Raw genomic sequence first — 17,985 nt, forward strand, 5'->3', positions numbered from 1 at the left:
GAAAGCTCCTTATTTGGCTTCTTTGCTAACGGTATTGAGCAGGAATTTCCCGATAAGATCCTCAAGCACCAACGATGATTGCGTATCGTGGATGGTGCCACCGTCCTTGAGCAGGGTTTCTTCCCCGCCCACGCTGATACCGATGTATTTCTCGCCCAGCAGGCCGGCAGTGAGGATCGATGCAGTGGAGTCGGTCGGCAGGTTGTCCACCCGCTTCTCCAGTTGCAGGGTCACCCGGCCGGTGAACGTGTCGCGATCCAGATCGATTGCCGTGACCTTGCCGATGGTCACACCGGCCATGGTCACTTTGGCTCTGACCGTCAAACCGGCGATATTGTCGAAATAAGCATAGAGTTTATAGGTATCGGTGTTGGCGGTCGGCGCCAGGCCACTGACCCGCAAGGCCAGCAGCAGCAAAGCCAGGATGCCAGCCAGCAGGAAAAGGCCGACACCGATTTCCAGGGTGCGGTTTTGCATCAGAAATCTCCAAACATCAAGGCGGTCAGAATAAAGTCAAGGCCCAGGACGGCCAGCGAGGCGTACACCACGGTCTTGGTTGTGGCACGGCTGATCCCCTCTGACGTGGGCTCACAGTCATAGCCTTGAAACACGGCGATCCAGGTCACCACGAAAGCGAACACCGCGCTCTTGATGATGCCGTTGAGCACGTCATCGAGAAAATCGACGCTGTTCTGCATATTGGACCAGTAGGAACCTTCATAGACCCCCAGCCAGTCGACGGCGACCCAGGAGCCACCCCAGATCCCGACGACGCTGAAGATCATCGCCAGCACCGGCAGGGAAATGAATCCGGCCCACAGGCGTGGGGCGATAATGTACTTGAGCGGGTCGACACCGATCATTTCCAGGCTGGACAGTTGCTCGGTGGACTTCATGTTGCCGATCTCGGCCGTCAGCGCCGAACCCGCGCGCCCGGCGAACAGCAGCGCGGTGACCACGGGGCCGAGCTCGCGCAGCAGCGTCAGGGAAACCATCTGCCCCACCGCCTGCTCCGAACCATAGCTGGACAGGATATTGAAGCCCTGCAGCGCCAGCACCATGCCGATGAAGATCCCGGAGACCACGATGATCACCAGGGACATCACGCCTACCGAATGCAATTGCTTGACCAGCAGGCCAAAACCACCGCCTGTCGAGTTGCGCCCGAACAAGGCATGGACCAGGAACAGCGTCGAGCGGCCCAGCACCGCCAGTACGTCGATGCCGGAGCGCCCGAACAGGCGAATTCTTTCTATCAGCGATTTCTTGCGCATCAGCGCTTCCCCAGCAGATCGGTACGGTAATCCGTGGCCGGAAAATGGAACGCCACCGGGCCGTCCGCATCACCCTTCATGAATTGGCGAATGCGCGGGTTGTCCGAGGCCTTGAGTTCCTGGGGCGTGCCCTGCCCCAGCACCTGGCCATCACCGATCACATAGATGTAGTCCGCGATACTGGCGGTTTCGGCCAGATCGTGGGAGACCACGATACTGGTGATACCCAGCGCATCGTTGAGCAGGCGGATCAGCCGTACCAGCACGCCCATGGCGATGGGGTCCTGGCCGACGAAGGGCTCGTCATACATGAGGATCTTCGGGTCGAGGGCAATCGCCCGCGCCAGTGCCACACGGCGCTTCATGCCGCCGGACAGCTCGTCCGGCATCAGATCGATGGCCCCCCGCAGCCCGACCGCCTGCAACTTGAGCAGCACGATGTCGCGGATCATCTCTTCCGGCAGGTCGGTATGGACCCGCAGCGGGAATGCCACGTTCTCGAACACATCCAGATCGGTGAACAATGCGCCGCTCTGGAACAGCACGCCCATGTGCTTGCGCGCATCGAACAGGTCGCTGCGCGAAAGCTTCGGAATATTCTGGCCATTGACCCAGACTTCGCCGGCACTGGGGCGCAGCTGGGCTCCCATCAGGCGCAGCAACGTGGTCTTGCCGCACCCGGAAGGCCCCATGATGCCGGTTACCTTGCCGCGCGGGATACGAATATCGATATCATTGAAAATGCTGCGCGTCCCTCGCTTGAAGGACAGCCCCTTCAGCTCGACCGCGTAGGCGTTGTCGGCACTCATCTAAACTCCTTGCGATGCAGCCTCACATCCGGATGCCCTGGCCAGCCGGCCAGATGCCGGTACTGCCGGGCATTCGAATCGGCGGCGAACTATAGCACTGCAACACCCAAGCGCCCAAGGGTTACCCCCCTGCGGTTAAGCGTGGATTAAGGTAGAAGCCCCAGGTTTATGACAAACCTGGCGAGGTCTTCGCATAAAGCGTGACGAACTAGCGTGAGTGAATTGTTCATTGCCGCTATAATCGCCGCCTTTTCATCGGGCTATACGATTTCTGACATGAGCCAATCCAGCGACCTGATTCAATCGGCACAACGTACCATCCGCCTCGAGCTCGAAGCCGTGCAAGGCTTGCTGCCCCATATCGACGCTGATTTCGTACGCGCCTGCGAGATGATTCTGGCCAGCAAGGGCCGCGTCGTCGTGGTCGGCATGGGCAAGTCCGGACATATCGGCAACAAGATCGCCGCCACCCTGGCCAGCACCGGCACCACGGCATTTTTCGTCCACCCGGCCGAGGCCAGCCACGGCGACATGGGCATGATCACCCGGGACGATGTCATCCTGGCCCTGTCTAACTCGGGCTCGACCAATGAAATCCTCACGCTGTTGCCGCTGATCAAGCGCCTTGGCATCCAGATGATCAGCATCACCGGCAATCCGGCTTCGCCCCTGGCCAAGGCCGCCGAGGTGAACCTCAACGTGCATGTCGAGCACGAAGCCTGCCCGTTGAACCTTGCCCCGACCTCCTCCACCACCGCGGCGCTGGTCATGGGTGACGCCCTGGCCGTGGCCTTGCTGGAGGCCAGGGGCTTCACCGCCGAGGATTTCGCGTTCTCCCATCCCGGCGGAGCCCTGGGCCGTCGCCTGTTGCTGAAAGTCGAAAACGTGATGCACGCCGGGGAAGAGCTGCCTCGAGTCCAGCGCGGTACGCTCCTCAAGGACGCTCTCATGGAAATGACCCGCAAAGGGCTTGGCATGACGGTGATTCTCGAAGCCGACGGCAAGCTCGCCGGAGTCTTCACTGACGGCGACCTGCGCCGCACCCTTGACCGCGCCATCGACATCCGCAATGCCACTATCGATGAGGTCATGACCCTCCACGGCAAGACGGCCCGCGCCGACATGCTCGCCGCCGAAGCCTTGAAAATCATGGAAGACCACAGGATCAATGCACTGGTGGTCGTGGATGACGAGGACCGCCCGATCGGCGCCTTCAATCTGTCCGACCTGCTGCGTGCCGGAGTAATGTAATGACGACCGACCTGCTGCAACGCGGTAAAGATATCAAGCTCGCCGTTTTCGACGTTGACGGCGTGCTCACCGATGGCCGCCTGTACTTCCTGGAAGATGGCAGCGAATTCAAGACCTTCAATACGCTCGACGGCCAAGGCATCAAGATGCTGATGGCCGCCGGCGTGCAGACCGCCATCATCAGTGGCCGCAAGACCCCGGTGGTCGAGCGACGCGCGAAGAACCTCGGCATCCCCCATCTATACCAGGGACGCGAGGACAAACTGGTGGTGCTGGACGAGCTTCTGGGCCAACTCAACCTAAGCTATGAACAGGTGGCCTACCTCGGTGACGACCTGCCGGACCTGCCGGTGATCCGTCGGGTCGGCCTGGGCATGGCGGTGGCCAACGCGGCCAGCTTCGTACGTGAGCATGCCCACGGCGTCACCACGGCACGGGGCGGCGAAGGCGCGGCCCGTGAATTCTGTGAACTGATCCTGCGCGCCCAGGGCCGCCTCGAAGCGGCCAACGCCGCGTACCTGTGAGCCATTTATGCTGAGCAAGAAGATTCGCACCATCGTGGTGTTCGGCTGTATCGCGGCGATTTTCGCGGCGGTGGGCTATTGGAACATCAGCCCGGAACGCTTCCTCGACCAGCCTGCGGCCCAGGTCGAGGAAAAGATCGACTGGTATGCGACCAACACGCACACCCTTCAGTACCTGCCCGATGGCAAGGTGCAATACGAAATGACGGCCGACAAGGTCGATCACGTCAAGGCCACCGACATCACGCTGGTGACCACGCCGGACCTGAACATGTTTCGTGGCACCGATTTCCCGTGGCATGTGCAAAGCAAGCGTGCCGAAGTCAATTCCGGCGGCACTGAAGTGGAGCTCATCGATTCGGTACGCGTGGCTCGCACCGATGAGAAGAACCGTACGACCATCATCACCAGCAGCCGGATGACAGTGTTCCCGCAGCAAGAATATGCGCAGACCGAGCAACCCGTTAGAATCGACGGCGCCGGCGGTGTGTCGACCGGCACTGGAATGAAAGCGTATCTGAAGGAAAGCAGGATACACCTGCTATCGAACGTAAGAGGACAGTATGAAGCTCGCTAAAACCCTCCCTATTTTGCTCAGTCTGGGCGCAGCACTGGGAAGCGCGAGCGCCTGGTCCCTCCCCAACGACCGCGATCAGCCTATCCGCATCCAGGCCGACGACGCCCAGCTGGACGACAAGAATGGCGTGGCCACCTACAAGGGTGACGTGATCATTACCCAGGGTTCGATGAAGGTGACCGGCAATACCGTGACCATCACCCGCACCCAGTCCGGGGATATCGACGTGGTGACCTCGGTGGGCAACCTGGCCTATTTCGAACAGCTGCAGACCGCGGGCGACACCAAGCCTGTCCAGGGCTACGGCGTGACCATCCAGTACCATGCCTCCCAGGACCGCGTCGTGCTGATCGACCGAGCCAAGGTCATCGACAAGGATGGCAACACCACCCAGGGCGAAAAGATCGTCTACGACACGAACAAGAAACTCGCCAGCGCGGGTCGCGCCACCGGTAACAAGGTGACCGAGCAGCGCCCACGGATCGACATGGTCATCCAGCCGAAAAAGAAAACCGAGCAGAAGGCCCAGTAATGGCAACTCTGAAAGCTCAGCACCTGGCCAAGAGCTACAAGGGCCGCCAGGTCGTGCGTGATGTCAGCCTGTCCATCGATAGCGGGCAGATCGTCGGCCTGCTTGGCCCCAACGGCGCAGGAAAGACCACCTGCTTCTACATGATCGTCGGCCTGGTCCAGGCCGATCAGGGCCGCGTACTGATCGACGACCTGGACGTCAGCCACCAGCCCATGCATGGTCGGGCGAAAGCCGGCATCGGCTATCTGCCGCAGGAAGCGTCGATCTTCCGCAAGCTGTCGGTCGCCGACAACATCATGGCGATCCTCGAGACCCGCAAGGACCTCGACAAGGCAGGCCGCCGCCAGGAGCTGGAGAGCCTGTTGCAGGAATTCCACATCAGCCACATCCGCGACAACCTGGGCATGAGCCTGTCCGGTGGCGAACGACGCCGGGTGGAAATCGCCCGCGCCCTGGCCACCTCACCGAAATTCATCCTGCTCGACGAACCGTTCGCCGGCGTGGACCCGATTTCGGTAGGCGACATCAAACAGATCATCCACCACCTCAAGGCCAAGGGGATCGGCGTACTGATCACCGACCACAACGTGCGCGAGACCCTGGACATCTGTGAAACCGCCTACATCGTCAATGATGGGCAGCTGATCGCCGAAGGCGACGCTACCACCATCCTGGCCAACGAACTGGTCAAGGAAGTGTATCTGGGTCATGAGTTCCGCTTGTAAGCACAAGGTGCCTGGCAAATTGGCCCGGCACCGCTAATTTTATTGCTAGGCAAACACTTCAGTTTCAGGCATATAATTTGCTTAAGGTTTGGCGCTCCGGCGCCATGTAGTGGATGGCGCATGTGCGCCGGCGAATAAGGTGTTAAGCCCCTGCCATGAAACCATCGCTAGTCTTGAGAATGGGCCAGCAGCTGACGATGACACCGCAGCTGCAACAGGCCATCCGCCTGCTCCAATTGTCGACCCTGGACCTGCAACAGGAAATCCAGGAGGCCCTGGAGTCCAATCCGATGCTCGAACGCCAGGAAGAAGGCGACGACTTCGATAACTCCGACCCACTGGCCGACAACGTCGAACAGAAAACCAGTACCGAGATCCAGGAACCGTCCTATCAGGAGGAGTCCGCCCCCACGGTGGATAACCTGGAGGATGGCGAATGGAACGAACGCATCCCCAACGACCTCCCCGTGGACACGGCCTGGGAAGATGTCTACCAGACCAGCGCCAGCAGCCTGCCCAGCAGCGATGACGACGAGTGGGACTTCACCACCCGTACGTCCGCCGGCGAGAGCCTGCAAAGCCATCTCTTGTGGCAGCTGAACCTGGCGCCGATGTCCGATACCGATCGCCTGATCGCGGTGACCCTGATCGACTGCATCAACAACCAGGGTTACCTGGACGAGACCCTCGAAGAAATCCTCGAGGCCTTCGACCCCGAGCTGGACATCGAGCTGGATGAGATCGAAGCCGTTCTGCATCGCATCCAGCAGTTCGAACCGGCCGGCATCGGCGCCCGCAACCTGGGCGAATGCCTGTTGCTGCAGCTGCGTCAGTTGCCCGCCAAGACCCCTTGGCTGGCCGAAGCCAAGCGACTGGTCAGCGACTACATCGACTTGCTGGGCGGCCGTGACTACAGCCAGTTGATGCGGCGCATGAAACTCAAGGAAGATGAACTGCGCCAGGTGATCGAACTGGTCCAGAGCCTGAACCCGCGTCCAGGCTCGCAGATCGAGGCTACCGAGCCAGAATACGTAGTCCCCGACGTGATCGTGCGCAAGCACAACGATCGCTGGCTGGTGGAGCTGAACCAGGAAGCGGTCCCCAAGCTGCGGGTCAATGCCCAGTACGCCGGATTCGTGAGGCGCGCCGACACCAGCGCCGACAACACCTTCATGCGCAACCAGTTGCAGGAGGCGCGCTGGTTCATCAAGAGCCTGCAGAGCCGCAACGAGACCCTGATGAAGGTTGCCACCCAGATCGTCGAACATCAGCGCGGTTTCCTGGACTACGGCGACGAAGCGATGAAGCCGTTGGTCCTGCATGACATCGCCGAGGCGGTGGGCATGCACGAATCGACGATTTCCCGGGTGACCACACAGAAATTCATGCATACCCCACGGGGTATCTATGAACTGAAATACTTTTTCTCCAGCCACGTCAGCACCTCCGAAGGCGGCGAATGCTCGTCCACGGCCATCCGCGCGATCATCAAGAAACTGGTGGCAGCGGAAAATCAGAAAAAGCCGTTGAGTGACAGCAAGATCGCTGGTTTACTGGAGGCACAAGGCATTCAGGTGGCCCGCCGTACCGTCGCCAAATACCGTGAATCCCTCGGGATCGCGCCTTCGAGCGAACGCAAGCGGTTGATGTAACAGGCCACGCCACAGCGTTCCAGTGGCAGGCATTTCTGCCTGCCGCTTTATGCACTGGCAACGAAGGAGAAGCTGTATGCAAGTCAACATCAGTGGACACCAACTGGAAGTGACCAAGCCTCTGCGCGAGTACGTCGAGCTCAAGCTCAAGAAACTCGAAGGGCATTTCGACAAGATCACCAACGTGCAAGTCATCATGACGGTCGAGAAGCTTCTGCAGAAAATCGAAGCCACGCTGCATATCCCCGGCGGAGAAGTCGTTGCCAACGCGTCGCATGACGACATGTATGCCGCGATTGACCTGCTGACCGACAAGCTGGATCGCCAACTCAAAAAGCATAAGGAAAAGACCCAGAGCCTCCTCCAGGGCGCAACCGGTCGTTAATCCCCCCAATCCATGATCCGACTAGAAACCATCCTGACCCCCGGCCGTTCCCAGGTGAACGCGCCGGGTGGCAGTAAAAAGAAAGCCCTCGAACAAATTGCCAACCTGATCCACCGTGAAGTCGGGGATCTGGAAATGCAGGACGTCTTCGAGGCCCTGGTTGCCCGTGAGAAACTCGGTTCCACCGGTTTCGGCAACGGCATCGCCATTCCCCACTGCCGCCTCAAGGGTTGTGCCGCACCGATCAGTGCGCTGTTGCACCTTGAAGCCCCCATCGATTTCGACGCCATCGACGGCGCACCAGTCGACCTGCTGTTCGTGCTGCTGGTCCCGGAAGCCGCCACAGACGCGCACCTCGAACTGCTGCGCCAGATCGCCAGCATGCTGGACCGCAAGGAAGTGCGTGACAAACTGCGCAGCGCACCGAGCAACGAAGCCTTGTATCAGGTTGTCCTGGACGAACAGAACGGTCATTGAACATGCGCCTGATCATCGTCAGTGGCCGTTCCGGCTCCGGTAAAAGCACAGCCCTCAACGTGCTCGAAGACAATGGCTACTACTGCATCGACAACCTGCCGGCCGGGCTGCTGCCGGAGCTGGCCGAGCGGGCCCTGATCCATACCGAGCTGGCGCAGCCGCTGGTGGCGGTCTCCATCGATGCACGCAACCTGCCCAGCCACCTGTCGCGTTTCCCTGAGCTGCTCGAGGAAGTTCGCAACAAGCACATCCAGTGCGACGTGCTGTACCTGGACGCCGATGAAGAAACGTTGCTCAAGCGCTTTTCCGAAACCCGTCGGCGCCACCCACTGAGCAATGCCAGTCGCTCCCTGGCCGAAGCCATCCACGACGAAAGCCAGTTGCTGGGGCCGATCGCCGACCTGGCGGACCTGAAGGTCAACACCACGCACCTGAACCTGTATCAGTTGCATGACACCATCAAGCTGCGCCTGCTGAACCAGCCCGAGCCGGGCACGGCGTTTTTGCTCGAGTCGTTCGGGTTCAAGCGCGGCATGCCGGTGGACGCCGACCTGGTATTCGATGTGCGCTGCCTGCCCAATCCCTACTGGAAACCGGAACTGCGCGAGCAGTCCGGGCTGGACCAGCCGGTGATCGACTACCTGGCCGCCCAGCCGGATGTCGAGGACATGTTCCAGGACATCTCTGCCTACCTGCTTAAATGGCTGCCCCGCTTCGCCGCGAGCAATCGCGCCTATGTGACCATCGCCATCGGCTGCACCGGTGGTCATCATCGTTCCGTCTACCTGACCGAGCGCCTGGGTCGTCTCCTGCAACCCACCCTGAAGAATGTCCAGGTTCGCCACCGCGACCTCAGCTAAAGGATTCACATCGCGATGCCTGCTCAGGAAATTGAAATCATTAATAAATTGGGTTTGCATGCCCGCGCGTCAGCGAAATTCGTGGGTGTCGCGGGTAAGTTTCCAGATACCACGATCAGGGTCGGGCGCACGCCAGAGTCAACTGTCGATGGCAAGAGCATCATGGCGATGATGATGCTGGCTGCGGGCAAAGGCACCAGGATCCATCTGAGCACGGAAGGTGAAAAGGCCCAGGAAGCGATGGATGCGCTGGTTGCCCTGATCAACAACTACTTCGACGAAGGCGAATAGTCCCCCCTATGGTGAGGGATCCGCTGGTGAGTGGATTTAGCGAATCGTCGCACTGCCCCGCCGGGTTGCGAAGCAGCCCCAAAAAGAGCTCAGTCGACCTGATGCTCGGCGGTGACAGATATCAGGACTGCTTCGCAGCCCAGCGGGGATAAATCGCCTCGCCACCGATTGATTCCGGCCACCACTGATTGATCCCTGCCCCACCTACCTGCCCCGCAGGTTCCCCCTGTCACGCCAGCGCCGTATCCAGCACCATCATCAGGCAAAACCCCACCAACAATCCCAGGCTCGCCAGTTTCTCGTGACCATTGCGACGGGATTCGGGAATGACTTCGTGGGTCACCACCAGCAGCATCGCCCCTGCCGCCAACGCCAGGCCGAGGGGCAAGAGCATCTCGGCCAGGCTGACCAACCAGGCGCACAGTAGCGCGAACACCGGCTCGACCAGCCCAGACGCCGCGCCAATCAGGAACGCCTTGACCCGCGACATGCCCGCCGTGGCCAGCACCAGCGCGATCACCAGTCCTTCGGGGACATCCTGCAAGGCGATGCCCATCGCCAGGCTGTCGGCATCGGGCATGCCGCCCCCGGCCGACACGCCCACCGCCATGCCTTCTGGAACGTTGTGGGCGATGATGGCGAACACGAACAACCAGATCCGCGGTGCGATGATCGGACGTCCTGGCGCTGCCACCAGCCTCTCGGGGCTGGCCGAGACCTTGCGGTCCACCAGGTACAGCCCGAACGCCCCCGACAGAATGCCAAAGCAGATAAGGCCACTGGCGGCCCAAGGCGTGAACCCCAATTGCTCCGCTGCGGCAATGCCCGGCACGATCAGCGAAAACGCCGTGGCAGCGAGCATCACCCCGGCACCGAAGCCCAGCAGCGAATCGCTCACGGCCCGGGGCATACGCCGGATGACCAGCACCGGCACGGCCCCGAGCGCGGTGCCCAAGGCACAGAGTCCGCCGCCTTGAAGGGCTCGCAGCAACCTGGCCTCCAGGTCCAGCCACGCCAGGCCCTGGGCCGCTAGCAACGTCATCCCGGTCAACAACAGCAATGACCCCAAGGCATAGCGGAACATCCGTCCGCTTCCAATCGCCAGTGTTTGAGTATCCATAGTCAGCCTTGGAGGGGGTTCATGAAGGACTCGATGCCAGCGCCGCCTGATAGCGCCGGGCGACTTCAGGCCAGTTGATCACGTTGTAGAAAGCGTTGATGTATTCCGGCCGACGGTTCTGGTACAGCAGGTAGTACGCGTGCTCCCACACGTCCAGGCCCAGGATCGGCGTATTGCCGTTCATCAGCGGGCTGTCCTGGTTGGCGCTGCTTTCCACCACCAGGGCCTTCTGCGGGGTCACGCTCAGCCAGGCCCAGCCGCTGCCGAAGCGGCTCAACGCAGCCTTGGTGAACGCTTCCTTGAATCGCTCCAGGCCCCCCAGCTGTGTCTCGATCGCTGCGCCAAGCGCACCGTCCGGTTGACCGCCACCCTCGGGGGACATCACTTCCCAGAACAGGGAATGGTTGGCATGGCCACCGCCCTGATTGATCACCGCCGCCCGCAGGTTCTGCGGCAACTGCTCCACGCTGGCCAGCAGTTTTTCGATGGGCCATTGGGCGTACTCGCTGCCCTCCACCGCGGCGTTGAGGTTATTGATATAGGTCTGGTGGTGTTTCGTGTAGTGGATCTCCATGGTTTTCGCATCGATGTGCGGCTCCAGGGCATCGTAGGCGTAAGGCAGCGCAGGCAAGGTAAAAGCCATTTTCAATGAACTCCATAATGAAGAGGGGCATTGCGGTGCAAGAGTGATGTGTCTTTGCTTTGGAGCAACCGTTGGGTGCGGGGGTACTCGCCATGCTCACTGATGAAACCCAGCAGTTCGACATAAGTCCTGTGGCTCTGGCGCATCGCGGCCGCACGCAGCGCTGCCGGCATGCGCTCGTCCTGCAGGGTCTGCAGCAACCGTTGATGGATGGCGCACAAGTATTCGGCGCTCTCCTCTGGCTGGTTCAGGCGCAGGTGCAAGTCCGCCAGGTTGTGGTGGGAGACGACGCAGGCGGCCACGGCCTCGTCGGCGTCAGGCCAGCGCTCATACAGCACCTGCGCCAGGGCCAGGGCTTGCAGGTAGGCTTCGCGGGCATCCACCAGTTCGCCCAGCATGAAATGACGATTGGCTCGTTCGATCGTGCGTTTCCAGTGCTCCATGATGAGTCCTCCACACAGGGATCGGAATTACACACCACCCGCCGTGAGCTTCTCGGGGTCCAGCAAGACCTCCAGTTCGCTACGCGACAGGTCGGTGTGTTCCAGGGCGACATCGATGACCGGGCGGCCTTGTTGATAAGCCGTCTTGGCGATTTGCGCGGCTTTCTGGTAACCGATGATCGGGTTCAATGCTGTAACCAGGATCGGGTTGCGCGACAGCGCCTCCTTGAGCCTGGCCTCGTTGACCTTGAAGGTGGCAATGGCCTTGTCCGCCAGCAACCGGCTGACATTGGCCATCAAGGCGATGCTGCTCAGCAGGTTCTGAGCGATGATCGGCAACATCACATTCAGTTCGAAGTTGCCCGACTGGCCGGCCACGGTGATCACCGTGTCGTTGCCGATCACCTGGGTCGCGACCATCGCGGTGGCTTCCGCAATCACCGGGTTGACCTTGCCGGGCATGATAGAGGAGCCCGGCTGCAAGCCCTCCAGTTCGATCTCGCCCAGGCCAGCCAGGGGCCCGGAATTCATCCAGCGCAAGTCGTTGGCGATTTTCATCAACGACACCGCCGTGGTCTTGAGTTGCCCGGAAACCGCCACCGCGGTGTCCTGGGAACCGATCAGGGCGAACAGGTTCTTGCCAGGAGTGAATTGCACCTGGGTCAGCAGGGTCAGCTGCTGGCTGAACAGCTCGGCGAAGCGAGGGTGGGCATTGACCCCGGTCCCCACCGCAGTGCCCCCCTGGGCCAGGGCCTGCAGGCTTGGCAGCAGGTCCTGCAGATGGCCGATATTGGCTTTCAACTGCTGCGCCCATCCCTCCAGCACCTGGCTCAGGCGGACCGGCATCGCATCCATCAGGTGGGTGCGACCGGTCTTGATGAACGGATGAACCGCCACCGCCTTGCGCTCGATCACCTGGACCAGATGTGTCAGCGCCGGCAACAACTGCTCATGCAAGGCCAGTGCGGCGCTGACATGAATGCAGGTGGGAATGATGTCGTTACTGCTCTGCCCGCAGTTGACGTGGTCGTTAGGATTGACCGTCTCTCCCAGCAGCCGGCTGGCGAGGGTGGCGATCACTTCGTTGGCGTTCATGTTGGAACTGGTGCCGGAGCCGGTCTGGAAGATATCCACCGGGAAGTGATCCATGAAATGACCTTCGAGCAACCCTTGGGCCGCATCGACGATGGCTTTGCCCTGGGCCGCGCTGATCTGTCCCAGCTCCACGTTGGCCCGGGCGGCGGCGGCCTTGGCCAGGATCAGTGCGCGAATGAACGCCGCCGGCATGCGCTGGTCACTGATGGGGAAGTTATCCACGGCACGCTGGGTCTGCGCGCCGTACAGGGCATCTGCCGGGACATGGAGCTCGCCCATGCTGTCGCGTTCGATACGGGTATTACTCATCGGGAAATCCTTGTACCGGTTCATTGAGAGAGAGGGAGGGTGCCAGGACACAGGTCGCCAGCGCCCAGGCATGGCTCTGCCAACGCCTCAGGCGACATTGGCAGAGTGATTGGCGTTCGAGATCGCGCAATGGCCGCCAGGCCTGGTCAAGACAGAGCGCCCGCCAGTGCCAGGGCAGCGCGATATCCGAGGCGGTGTCGAGCAGCAAGCGAAAGGCCGTTTCGCCGATCATCCATGGCGAAGTGGCGGTACAACAGGCCAGATAGCGCCCCTCAGCCAGGTAATGCTCAATCAACCGCGGTTCGTCCGGGTTCATCGCGCAACGGATCTGGCGACTCATCCAGCGCCAGCTTTCAAGGTAAGGCTGTTCGTGCAAGGCAGGACTCATGACCGGGGCTCAATCGGCAAATGAGATTAATTATTAGATGATAATAAGAAGCAACACAAGTCTGGAAAGGAACAGATTGTGCCATCGGGAGCCCATGTCCTTGGGCCAGATAGGGTCAAGCGGACACAAAAAAAGGCGCGTCACCCGCTAGGATGACGCGCCGTCCTTATTGCGATGGCAGGTCAGCTGCCCGCCACCGTCATCCGTTCGATCAGCACGGAACCGGTGCGGATGTTGCTGCGCAGTTCCAGGTCGTTCCCCACGGCGAGGATCTGCTTGAACATGTCGCGCATGTTGCCGGCGATGGTCACTTCCTGGACCGGGAACTGGATCTCGCCATTTTCGACCCAGAACCCCGCCGCCCCCCGGGAGTAATCCCCAGTCACCATGTTCAGGCCGTGGCCCATCAGTTCGGTCACCAGCAACCCACGTCCCATGCGGCGCAGCAAGGCCGCCTGGTCCTCTTCGCCATGGCTGACGAACAGGTTGTGCACGCCACCGGCATTGGCGGTACTCGGCATACCGAGCTTACGGCCCGAATAGGTGCCCAGGATGTAGGACACCAGCTCGCCCTTCTCCACGAACGGCTTGGCATAGGTCGCCAGCCCATCGCCGTCGAAGGCCGAACTGCCCATGGCTCGCATCAGGTGCGGCCGCTCATCGATCGTCATCCATTCCGGAAACAGTTTCTGCCCCAGCGCGCCTTCGAGGAACGAAGACTTGCGATACAGATTGCCGCCGGACACTGCCGACAGGAAACTGCCGAACAGCCCACCGGCCAGTTCGGCGGCAAACAGCACCGGCACTTCGCAGGTCGGCACCGGCCGCGCGCCCAGGCGGCTGGCCGCCCGCTGCGCGGCTTTCTGGCCGATGCTCACCGGGTCCGCCAGCAGGTTGCCCTGACGGTTCACGTCGTACCAGTAGTCGCGCTGCATCTGCCCGTCGGCCTCGGCAATCATCACGCAGCTGAGGCTGTGACGGGTCGAGGCGTAGCCACCAATGAATCCGTGACTGTTGCCGTAGACCCGGCAGCCCTGGTGGGTATTGAGCGTCGTACCGTCGGCGTTCCGGATCCGGCTGTCGGCATCGAACGCCGCCGCCTCGCAGCGCAACGCCTGTTCGATGGCCTGCTCGGGCGTGATATCCCAGGCGTGAAACAGGTCGAAATCAGGTTGTTCCTTGCACATCAGCGCCGCATCGGCCAAACCCGAGGCTTCGTCTTCGGACGTGTGCCTGGCAATCGCCAGTGCCGCGGCGACGGTTTCGCGGATGGCATCAGGACCACTGGCCGAAGTGCTGGCCGAGCCCTTGCGCTGGCCCACGTACAAGGTGATACCGAAACCCTGGTCGCGGTTGAACTCGACGGTCTCCACCTCCCGCTGGCGCACCGACGTCGACAGTCCCTGCTCCAGGGACACAGCCACTTCGCAGGCGCTGGCGCCCTGTCGCCGGGCTTCGGCGAGGATCTGCTCGACTTGTTCCTGCAGTGCCGGCAATGCTTGCGGACCGACGCTTTGAACTGCACTCATGGTGTTCTCCACTCAAATTCTGCTTTCGGTCGGGGCCTGCGGGAAAAGTGCCTGCGCGACTTTTCATACAAACCCGAGGCCTTCGAGCGACCGGGCCGGACAAGCGGCCCCCGACTGGTTATCATGGCGGCGTTTCTTTGCGGACTGCCACCATGGTTGATTCTTACGACGACTCCCTCTACGAGGGCGAAAAAAGCAAATCCCAGGTCAAACGCGAGCTGCATGCTCTGGTTGACCTCGGCGAGCGCCTCACGACACTCAAGCCCGACTTGCTGGCCAAACTGCCCCTGACCGACGCCCTGCGCCGGGCCCTGGCCGATGCGCCCAAGCACACCGCGAACATCGCGCGTAAACGGCACCTGCAGTTCATCGGCAAACTGATGCGAGATCAGGACACCAGCGCCATCCTGGTCCTGCTCGATCAACTCGATGCCTCCACCCGGCAATACAACGAACGCTTCCATAACCTGGAGCGCTGGCGTGATCGCCTGATCGCGGGCGACGACGGCACCCTGGAAAAATTCGTCATCGAGTACCCGGAGGCCGATCGCCAGCAATTGCGCTCCCTGATCCGTCAGGCCCAGCACGAACTGGCGCAGAACAAGCCACCGGCCTCGAGCCGTAAAATCTTCAAGTACATCCGTGAGCTGGACGAGACTCAACGCGGTTTGCGCTGAGTCGCGCCACGGGTGGAGGCCTTGCACTCCACCCGACGCTCCCATCATGCGCCCGTGCCACCCACGGTAATCGCATCGATCTTCAGGGTCGGCTGCCCGACACCCACTGGCACCGATTGCCCATCCTTGCCACATGTACCCACGCCGCTGTCCAGCGCCAGGTCGTTACCCACCATCGACACCTTGCTCATCGCCTCCGGTCCGTTGCCGATCAGCGTCGCGCCCTTGACTGGCGCGGTGATCTTGCCGTCTTCGATCAGGTAGGCCTCGCTGGTGGAGAACACGAACTTGCCGCTGGTGATGTCTACCTGGCCGCCGCCGAGGTTGGCGCAGTAGATGCCTTTCTTCACCGAAGCGATGATCTCAGCCGGGTCGCTCTGGCCACCCAGCATGTAAGTGTTGGTCATGCGCGGCATGGGCAGGTGCGCGTAGGATTCCCGGCGCCCGTTGCCGGTGCGGGCCACGCCCATGAGCCGGGCGTTGAGCTTGTCCTGCATGTAACCCTTGAGCACGCCGTTTTCGATCAGCGTGGTGCATTCGGTCGGGGTGCCTTCGTCATCGACGCTCAATGAACCGCGCCGTCCGGCCAGGGTGCCATCATCGACAATGGTGCAGAGTTTCGAGGCGACCATCTCGCCCATGCGTCCGCTATAGGCCGAACTGCCCTTGCGGTTGAAATCCCCTTCCAGGCCATGGCCCACCGCTTCATGCAGCAGCACGCCGGACCAGCCGGACCCCAGCACCACTGGCAACGTGCCAGCCGGCGCCGGAATCGCTTCCAGGTTGACCAGGGCCTGGCGCAACGCCTCGCGGGCGTAGCCCATGGCGCGGTCTTCGCTGAGGAAATAACGGTAGTCGGTACGTCCGCCACCGCCGTGGCCGCCACGCTCGCGGCGACCGTTCTGCTCGACGATCACGCTGACGTTGAAACGCACCAGTGGCCGTACGTCCGCCGCCAGGCCGCCATCGGTGGAGGCCACCAGGATCCGCTCCCAGACCCCGGCCATGCTCACCGACACCTGCTGGATACGTGGGTCCAGGGCACGGGTGGCGACGTCGATACGCTTGAGCAGCTCGACCTTTTCGGCGCGGCTCATCACCTCAAGCGGGTTGTCCGGCGCATACAACTGCGCGACGTCCTGGCGGGTGAATGCCTGGACCTTGCCGTTCTGCCCGGCACGGGAAATCGAGCGGGCCGCGCGGGCGGCAGCTGCGAGGGCTTCCAGGGTGATGGCGTTGCTGTAGGCAAAACCGGTCTTTTCCCCGGACTGGGCCCGTACACCCACCCCCTGGTCAAGGTTGAAACTGCCTTCCTTGACGATACCGTCTTCCAGGGACCAGGACTCGGAAATCTGCCCCTGGAAATACAGGTCGGCTGCATCGATGCCCGGGCCGGCCAGGTCGCCCAGCACGCTCTGCAGGCTTTCCAGGGTCACGCCGCCGGGGGCTAAAAGGTGTTCGCTGACTGAGGACAACAACCCGCTCATATGTTCTACGCCTTGAATTCGTCGTCTTGGACAGGCCGCTGTCGAGCGCCCTGCGAGAAAAAGCGCCGATGGCTTGCCACCGGCATGCGCGCCCTGATGGACGCCTGTTCGCTGCTGTCCAACTCGGCCAGCAGCACGGCTTCGCCTTGATCCTGGTGCGCCAGCACCCGCCCCCACGGGTCGACGATGGCGGCGTGGCCAAAGGTTTCACGTGGCCCCGGATGCACGCCACCCTGTGCGGCCGCCAGCACGTAGCACTGGGTTTCAATGGCCCGGGCGCGAATCAACACCTCCCAATGAGCGGCACCGGTGACCGCCGTGAACGCCGAGGGCGCGGTGATCAGCTCGGCCCCGGCAGCCCGGAGCTCGCTATAGAGTTCCGGAAAACGCAAGTCATAGCAGACCGTCAGGCCCACCCGCCCTACGGGCGTATCGGCGACCACCACGTTACCGCCATAAGCATAGTCATCCGACTCACGATAGCGTCCCCGATTGTCCGCCACGTCCACGTCGAACAGGTGCAGCTTGTCGTAGCGCGCCACCACCTGGCCCTGATCGTCCACCAACAGCGAACAGGCATGGGCCTTGGCCTCGGGCCGATCCACCGGCGGCAAGGGCAACGTCCCGGCCACGATCCATAACCTGAGGTCGCGGGCGACCTGTTTCAACCAGGGCAGGATCGGCCCCTGACCAAAGGCTTCGGCGCGACCGATGTCGGCAATGTCACGCCGTCCCATGGCCGCGAAATTCTCGGGCAGTACCGCCAGTCTCGCGCCGCCGGCAGCGGCCTGCTCCAGCAGTACCCGGGCGCGGGCCAGATTGGAGAGCACATCGCTCTGGCTGACCATTTGAATCACGGCGACTGGCATGGTGTTTCCCTCATTTTCTGCATCATTCTCCTGTGGGGGCGCGCAAGCTCGCTCCCACGGGAGTTATC

General features: G+C 61.7%; 22 protein-coding genes. 11 read left to right on the forward strand and 11 right to left on the reverse strand.

All coding sequences use genetic code 11. The features are described 5' to 3' along the window. Nucleotides 1-9: 9 nt before the first annotated feature. Genes mlaD through BW992_RS02785 form a run of 3 tightly spaced genes read right to left on the reverse strand, consistent with a single transcriptional unit; the run spans nt 10 to nt 2,083 of the window. Nucleotides 10-477 carry an outer membrane lipid asymmetry maintenance protein MlaD gene (gene mlaD / locus BW992_RS02775; protein ID WP_072388369.1) on the reverse strand — a complete coding sequence of 156 codons (468 nt, stop codon included), beginning with the start codon at nt 475-477 and terminating at the stop codon, nt 10-12. Then, nucleotides 477-1,274: a lipid asymmetry maintenance ABC transporter permease subunit MlaE gene (mlaE, locus tag BW992_RS02780; protein ID WP_072388371.1), complete on the reverse strand. Its 798-nt coding sequence runs from the start codon at nt 1,272-1,274 to the stop codon at nt 477-479. Before mlaE ends, mlaD begins: the two co-directional genes overlap by 1 nt. Beyond that, entirely contained in the window at nt 1,274-2,083 is an 810-nt protein-coding gene (locus BW992_RS02785) for an ATP-binding cassette domain-containing protein (RefSeq protein WP_072388373.1), read from the reverse strand. Before BW992_RS02785 ends, mlaE begins: the two co-directional genes overlap by 1 nt. 276 nt (nt 2,084-2,359) lie before the next feature. Here BW992_RS02785 and BW992_RS02790 point away from each other — a divergent pair, with 276 nt between their 5' ends. The 10 genes from BW992_RS02790 (at nt 2,360) to BW992_RS02835 (ending at nt 9,357) form a co-directional block, all read left to right on the forward strand. After that, nucleotides 2,360-3,334, forward strand: coding sequence for a KpsF/GutQ family sugar-phosphate isomerase (locus BW992_RS02790; RefSeq protein ID WP_072388375.1), 975 nt, complete (start codon nt 2,360-2,362; stop codon nt 3,332-3,334). After that, nucleotides 3,334-3,858, forward strand: a complete 525-nt coding sequence (locus BW992_RS02795; RefSeq protein ID WP_072388377.1) for a KdsC family phosphatase — start codon at nt 3,334-3,336, stop codon at nt 3,856-3,858. The genes BW992_RS02790 and BW992_RS02795 overlap by 1 nt, the downstream gene beginning before the upstream one ends. 7 nt (nt 3,859-3,865) lie before the next feature. Continuing rightward, nucleotides 3,866-4,435, forward strand: a complete 570-nt coding sequence (gene lptC / locus BW992_RS02800) for an LPS export ABC transporter periplasmic protein LptC (protein WP_072388379.1) — start codon at nt 3,866-3,868, stop codon at nt 4,433-4,435. Further along, nucleotides 4,422-4,967, forward strand: a complete 546-nt coding sequence (gene lptA, locus BW992_RS02805) for a lipopolysaccharide transport periplasmic protein LptA (RefSeq protein ID WP_072388381.1) — start codon at nt 4,422-4,424, stop codon at nt 4,965-4,967. The genes lptC and lptA overlap by 14 nt, the downstream gene beginning before the upstream one ends. After that, nucleotides 4,967-5,692, forward strand: coding sequence for an LPS export ABC transporter ATP-binding protein (gene lptB / locus BW992_RS02810; protein ID WP_072388383.1), 726 nt, complete (start codon nt 4,967-4,969; stop codon nt 5,690-5,692). The genes lptA and lptB overlap by 1 nt, the downstream gene beginning before the upstream one ends. 155 nt (nt 5,693-5,847) lie before the next feature. Next, nucleotides 5,848-7,344 carry an RNA polymerase factor sigma-54 gene (locus BW992_RS02815; protein WP_072388385.1) on the forward strand — a complete coding sequence of 499 codons (1,497 nt, stop codon included), beginning with the start codon at nt 5,848-5,850 and terminating at the stop codon, nt 7,342-7,344. Between the two features lie 76 nt (nt 7,345-7,420). Beyond that, complete coding sequence (gene hpf / locus BW992_RS02820) at nt 7,421-7,729, forward strand: ribosome hibernation-promoting factor, HPF/YfiA family (RefSeq protein WP_072388387.1); 309 nt, start codon at nt 7,421-7,423, stop codon at nt 7,727-7,729. 12 nt (nt 7,730-7,741) lie between these two features. Continuing rightward, on the forward strand, nt 7,742-8,206 hold the full coding sequence (gene ptsN / locus BW992_RS02825; protein WP_072388389.1) for a PTS IIA-like nitrogen regulatory protein PtsN: 465 nt from the start codon (nt 7,742-7,744) through the stop codon (nt 8,204-8,206). Between the two features lie 2 nt (nt 8,207-8,208). Next, nucleotides 8,209-9,066, forward strand: coding sequence for an RNase adapter RapZ (rapZ, locus tag BW992_RS02830; protein ID WP_072388391.1), 858 nt, complete (start codon nt 8,209-8,211; stop codon nt 9,064-9,066). Nucleotides 9,067-9,081: 15 nt separating this feature from the next. After that, entirely contained in the window at nt 9,082-9,357 is a 276-nt protein-coding gene (locus tag BW992_RS02835) for an HPr family phosphocarrier protein (RefSeq protein ID WP_072388393.1), read from the forward strand. A 229-nt stretch (nt 9,358-9,586) separates the two neighbouring features. Here BW992_RS02835 and BW992_RS02840 read toward each other — a convergent pair whose 3' ends face one another. The 6 genes from BW992_RS02840 to pmbA all read right to left on the reverse strand — a co-directional run bounded on the left by BW992_RS02840 (nt 9,587) and on the right by pmbA (nt 14,884). Further along, nucleotides 9,587-10,477, reverse strand: a complete 891-nt coding sequence (locus BW992_RS02840; RefSeq protein ID WP_076405553.1) for a ZIP family metal transporter — start codon at nt 10,475-10,477, stop codon at nt 9,587-9,589. Nucleotides 10,478-10,496: 19 nt separating this feature from the next. After that, nucleotides 10,497-11,120: a superoxide dismutase gene (locus BW992_RS02845; RefSeq protein WP_072388397.1), complete on the reverse strand. Its 624-nt coding sequence runs from the start codon at nt 11,118-11,120 to the stop codon at nt 10,497-10,499. A 2-nt stretch (nt 11,121-11,122) separates the two neighbouring features. Further along, nucleotides 11,123-11,563, reverse strand: a complete 441-nt coding sequence (locus BW992_RS02850) for a hypothetical protein (protein WP_072388399.1) — start codon at nt 11,561-11,563, stop codon at nt 11,123-11,125. A gap of 27 nt (nt 11,564-11,590) precedes the next feature. After that, complete coding sequence (locus BW992_RS02855; protein WP_076405556.1) at nt 11,591-12,967, reverse strand: class II fumarate hydratase; 1,377 nt, start codon at nt 12,965-12,967, stop codon at nt 11,591-11,593. Beyond that, nucleotides 12,960-13,355 (reverse strand): FagA protein, encoded by a 396-nt coding sequence (locus BW992_RS02860; RefSeq protein WP_072388402.1) that lies wholly within the window; start codon nt 13,353-13,355, stop codon nt 12,960-12,962. The genes BW992_RS02855 and BW992_RS02860 overlap by 8 nt, the downstream gene beginning before the upstream one ends. A 182-nt stretch (nt 13,356-13,537) precedes the next feature. Beyond that, nucleotides 13,538-14,884: a metalloprotease PmbA gene (gene pmbA, locus BW992_RS02865; protein ID WP_072388404.1), complete on the reverse strand. Its 1,347-nt coding sequence runs from the start codon at nt 14,882-14,884 to the stop codon at nt 13,538-13,540. A gap of 152 nt (nt 14,885-15,036) precedes the next feature. Between pmbA and yjgA the strand changes: the two genes are divergently transcribed. After that, nucleotides 15,037-15,561 carry a ribosome biogenesis factor YjgA gene (yjgA, locus tag BW992_RS02870; RefSeq protein WP_072388406.1) on the forward strand — a complete coding sequence of 175 codons (525 nt, stop codon included), beginning with the start codon at nt 15,037-15,039 and terminating at the stop codon, nt 15,559-15,561. 44 nt (nt 15,562-15,605) lie between these two features. Here the strand turns inward: yjgA and tldD are convergent, their stop codons facing one another. Then, on the reverse strand, nt 15,606-17,048 hold the full coding sequence (gene tldD / locus BW992_RS02875) for a metalloprotease TldD (RefSeq protein WP_072458690.1): 1,443 nt from the start codon (nt 17,046-17,048) through the stop codon (nt 15,606-15,608). A 5-nt stretch (nt 17,049-17,053) separates the two neighbouring features. Next, nucleotides 17,054-17,917: a carbon-nitrogen hydrolase family protein gene (locus BW992_RS02880; RefSeq protein WP_076405558.1), complete on the reverse strand. Its 864-nt coding sequence runs from the start codon at nt 17,915-17,917 to the stop codon at nt 17,054-17,056. Nucleotides 17,918-17,985: the final 68 nt, after the last annotated feature.

It is taken from the genome of Pseudomonas sp. 7SR1 (assembly GCF_900156465.1).
GTDB lineage: Bacteria > Pseudomonadota > Gammaproteobacteria > Pseudomonadales > Pseudomonadaceae > Aquipseudomonas.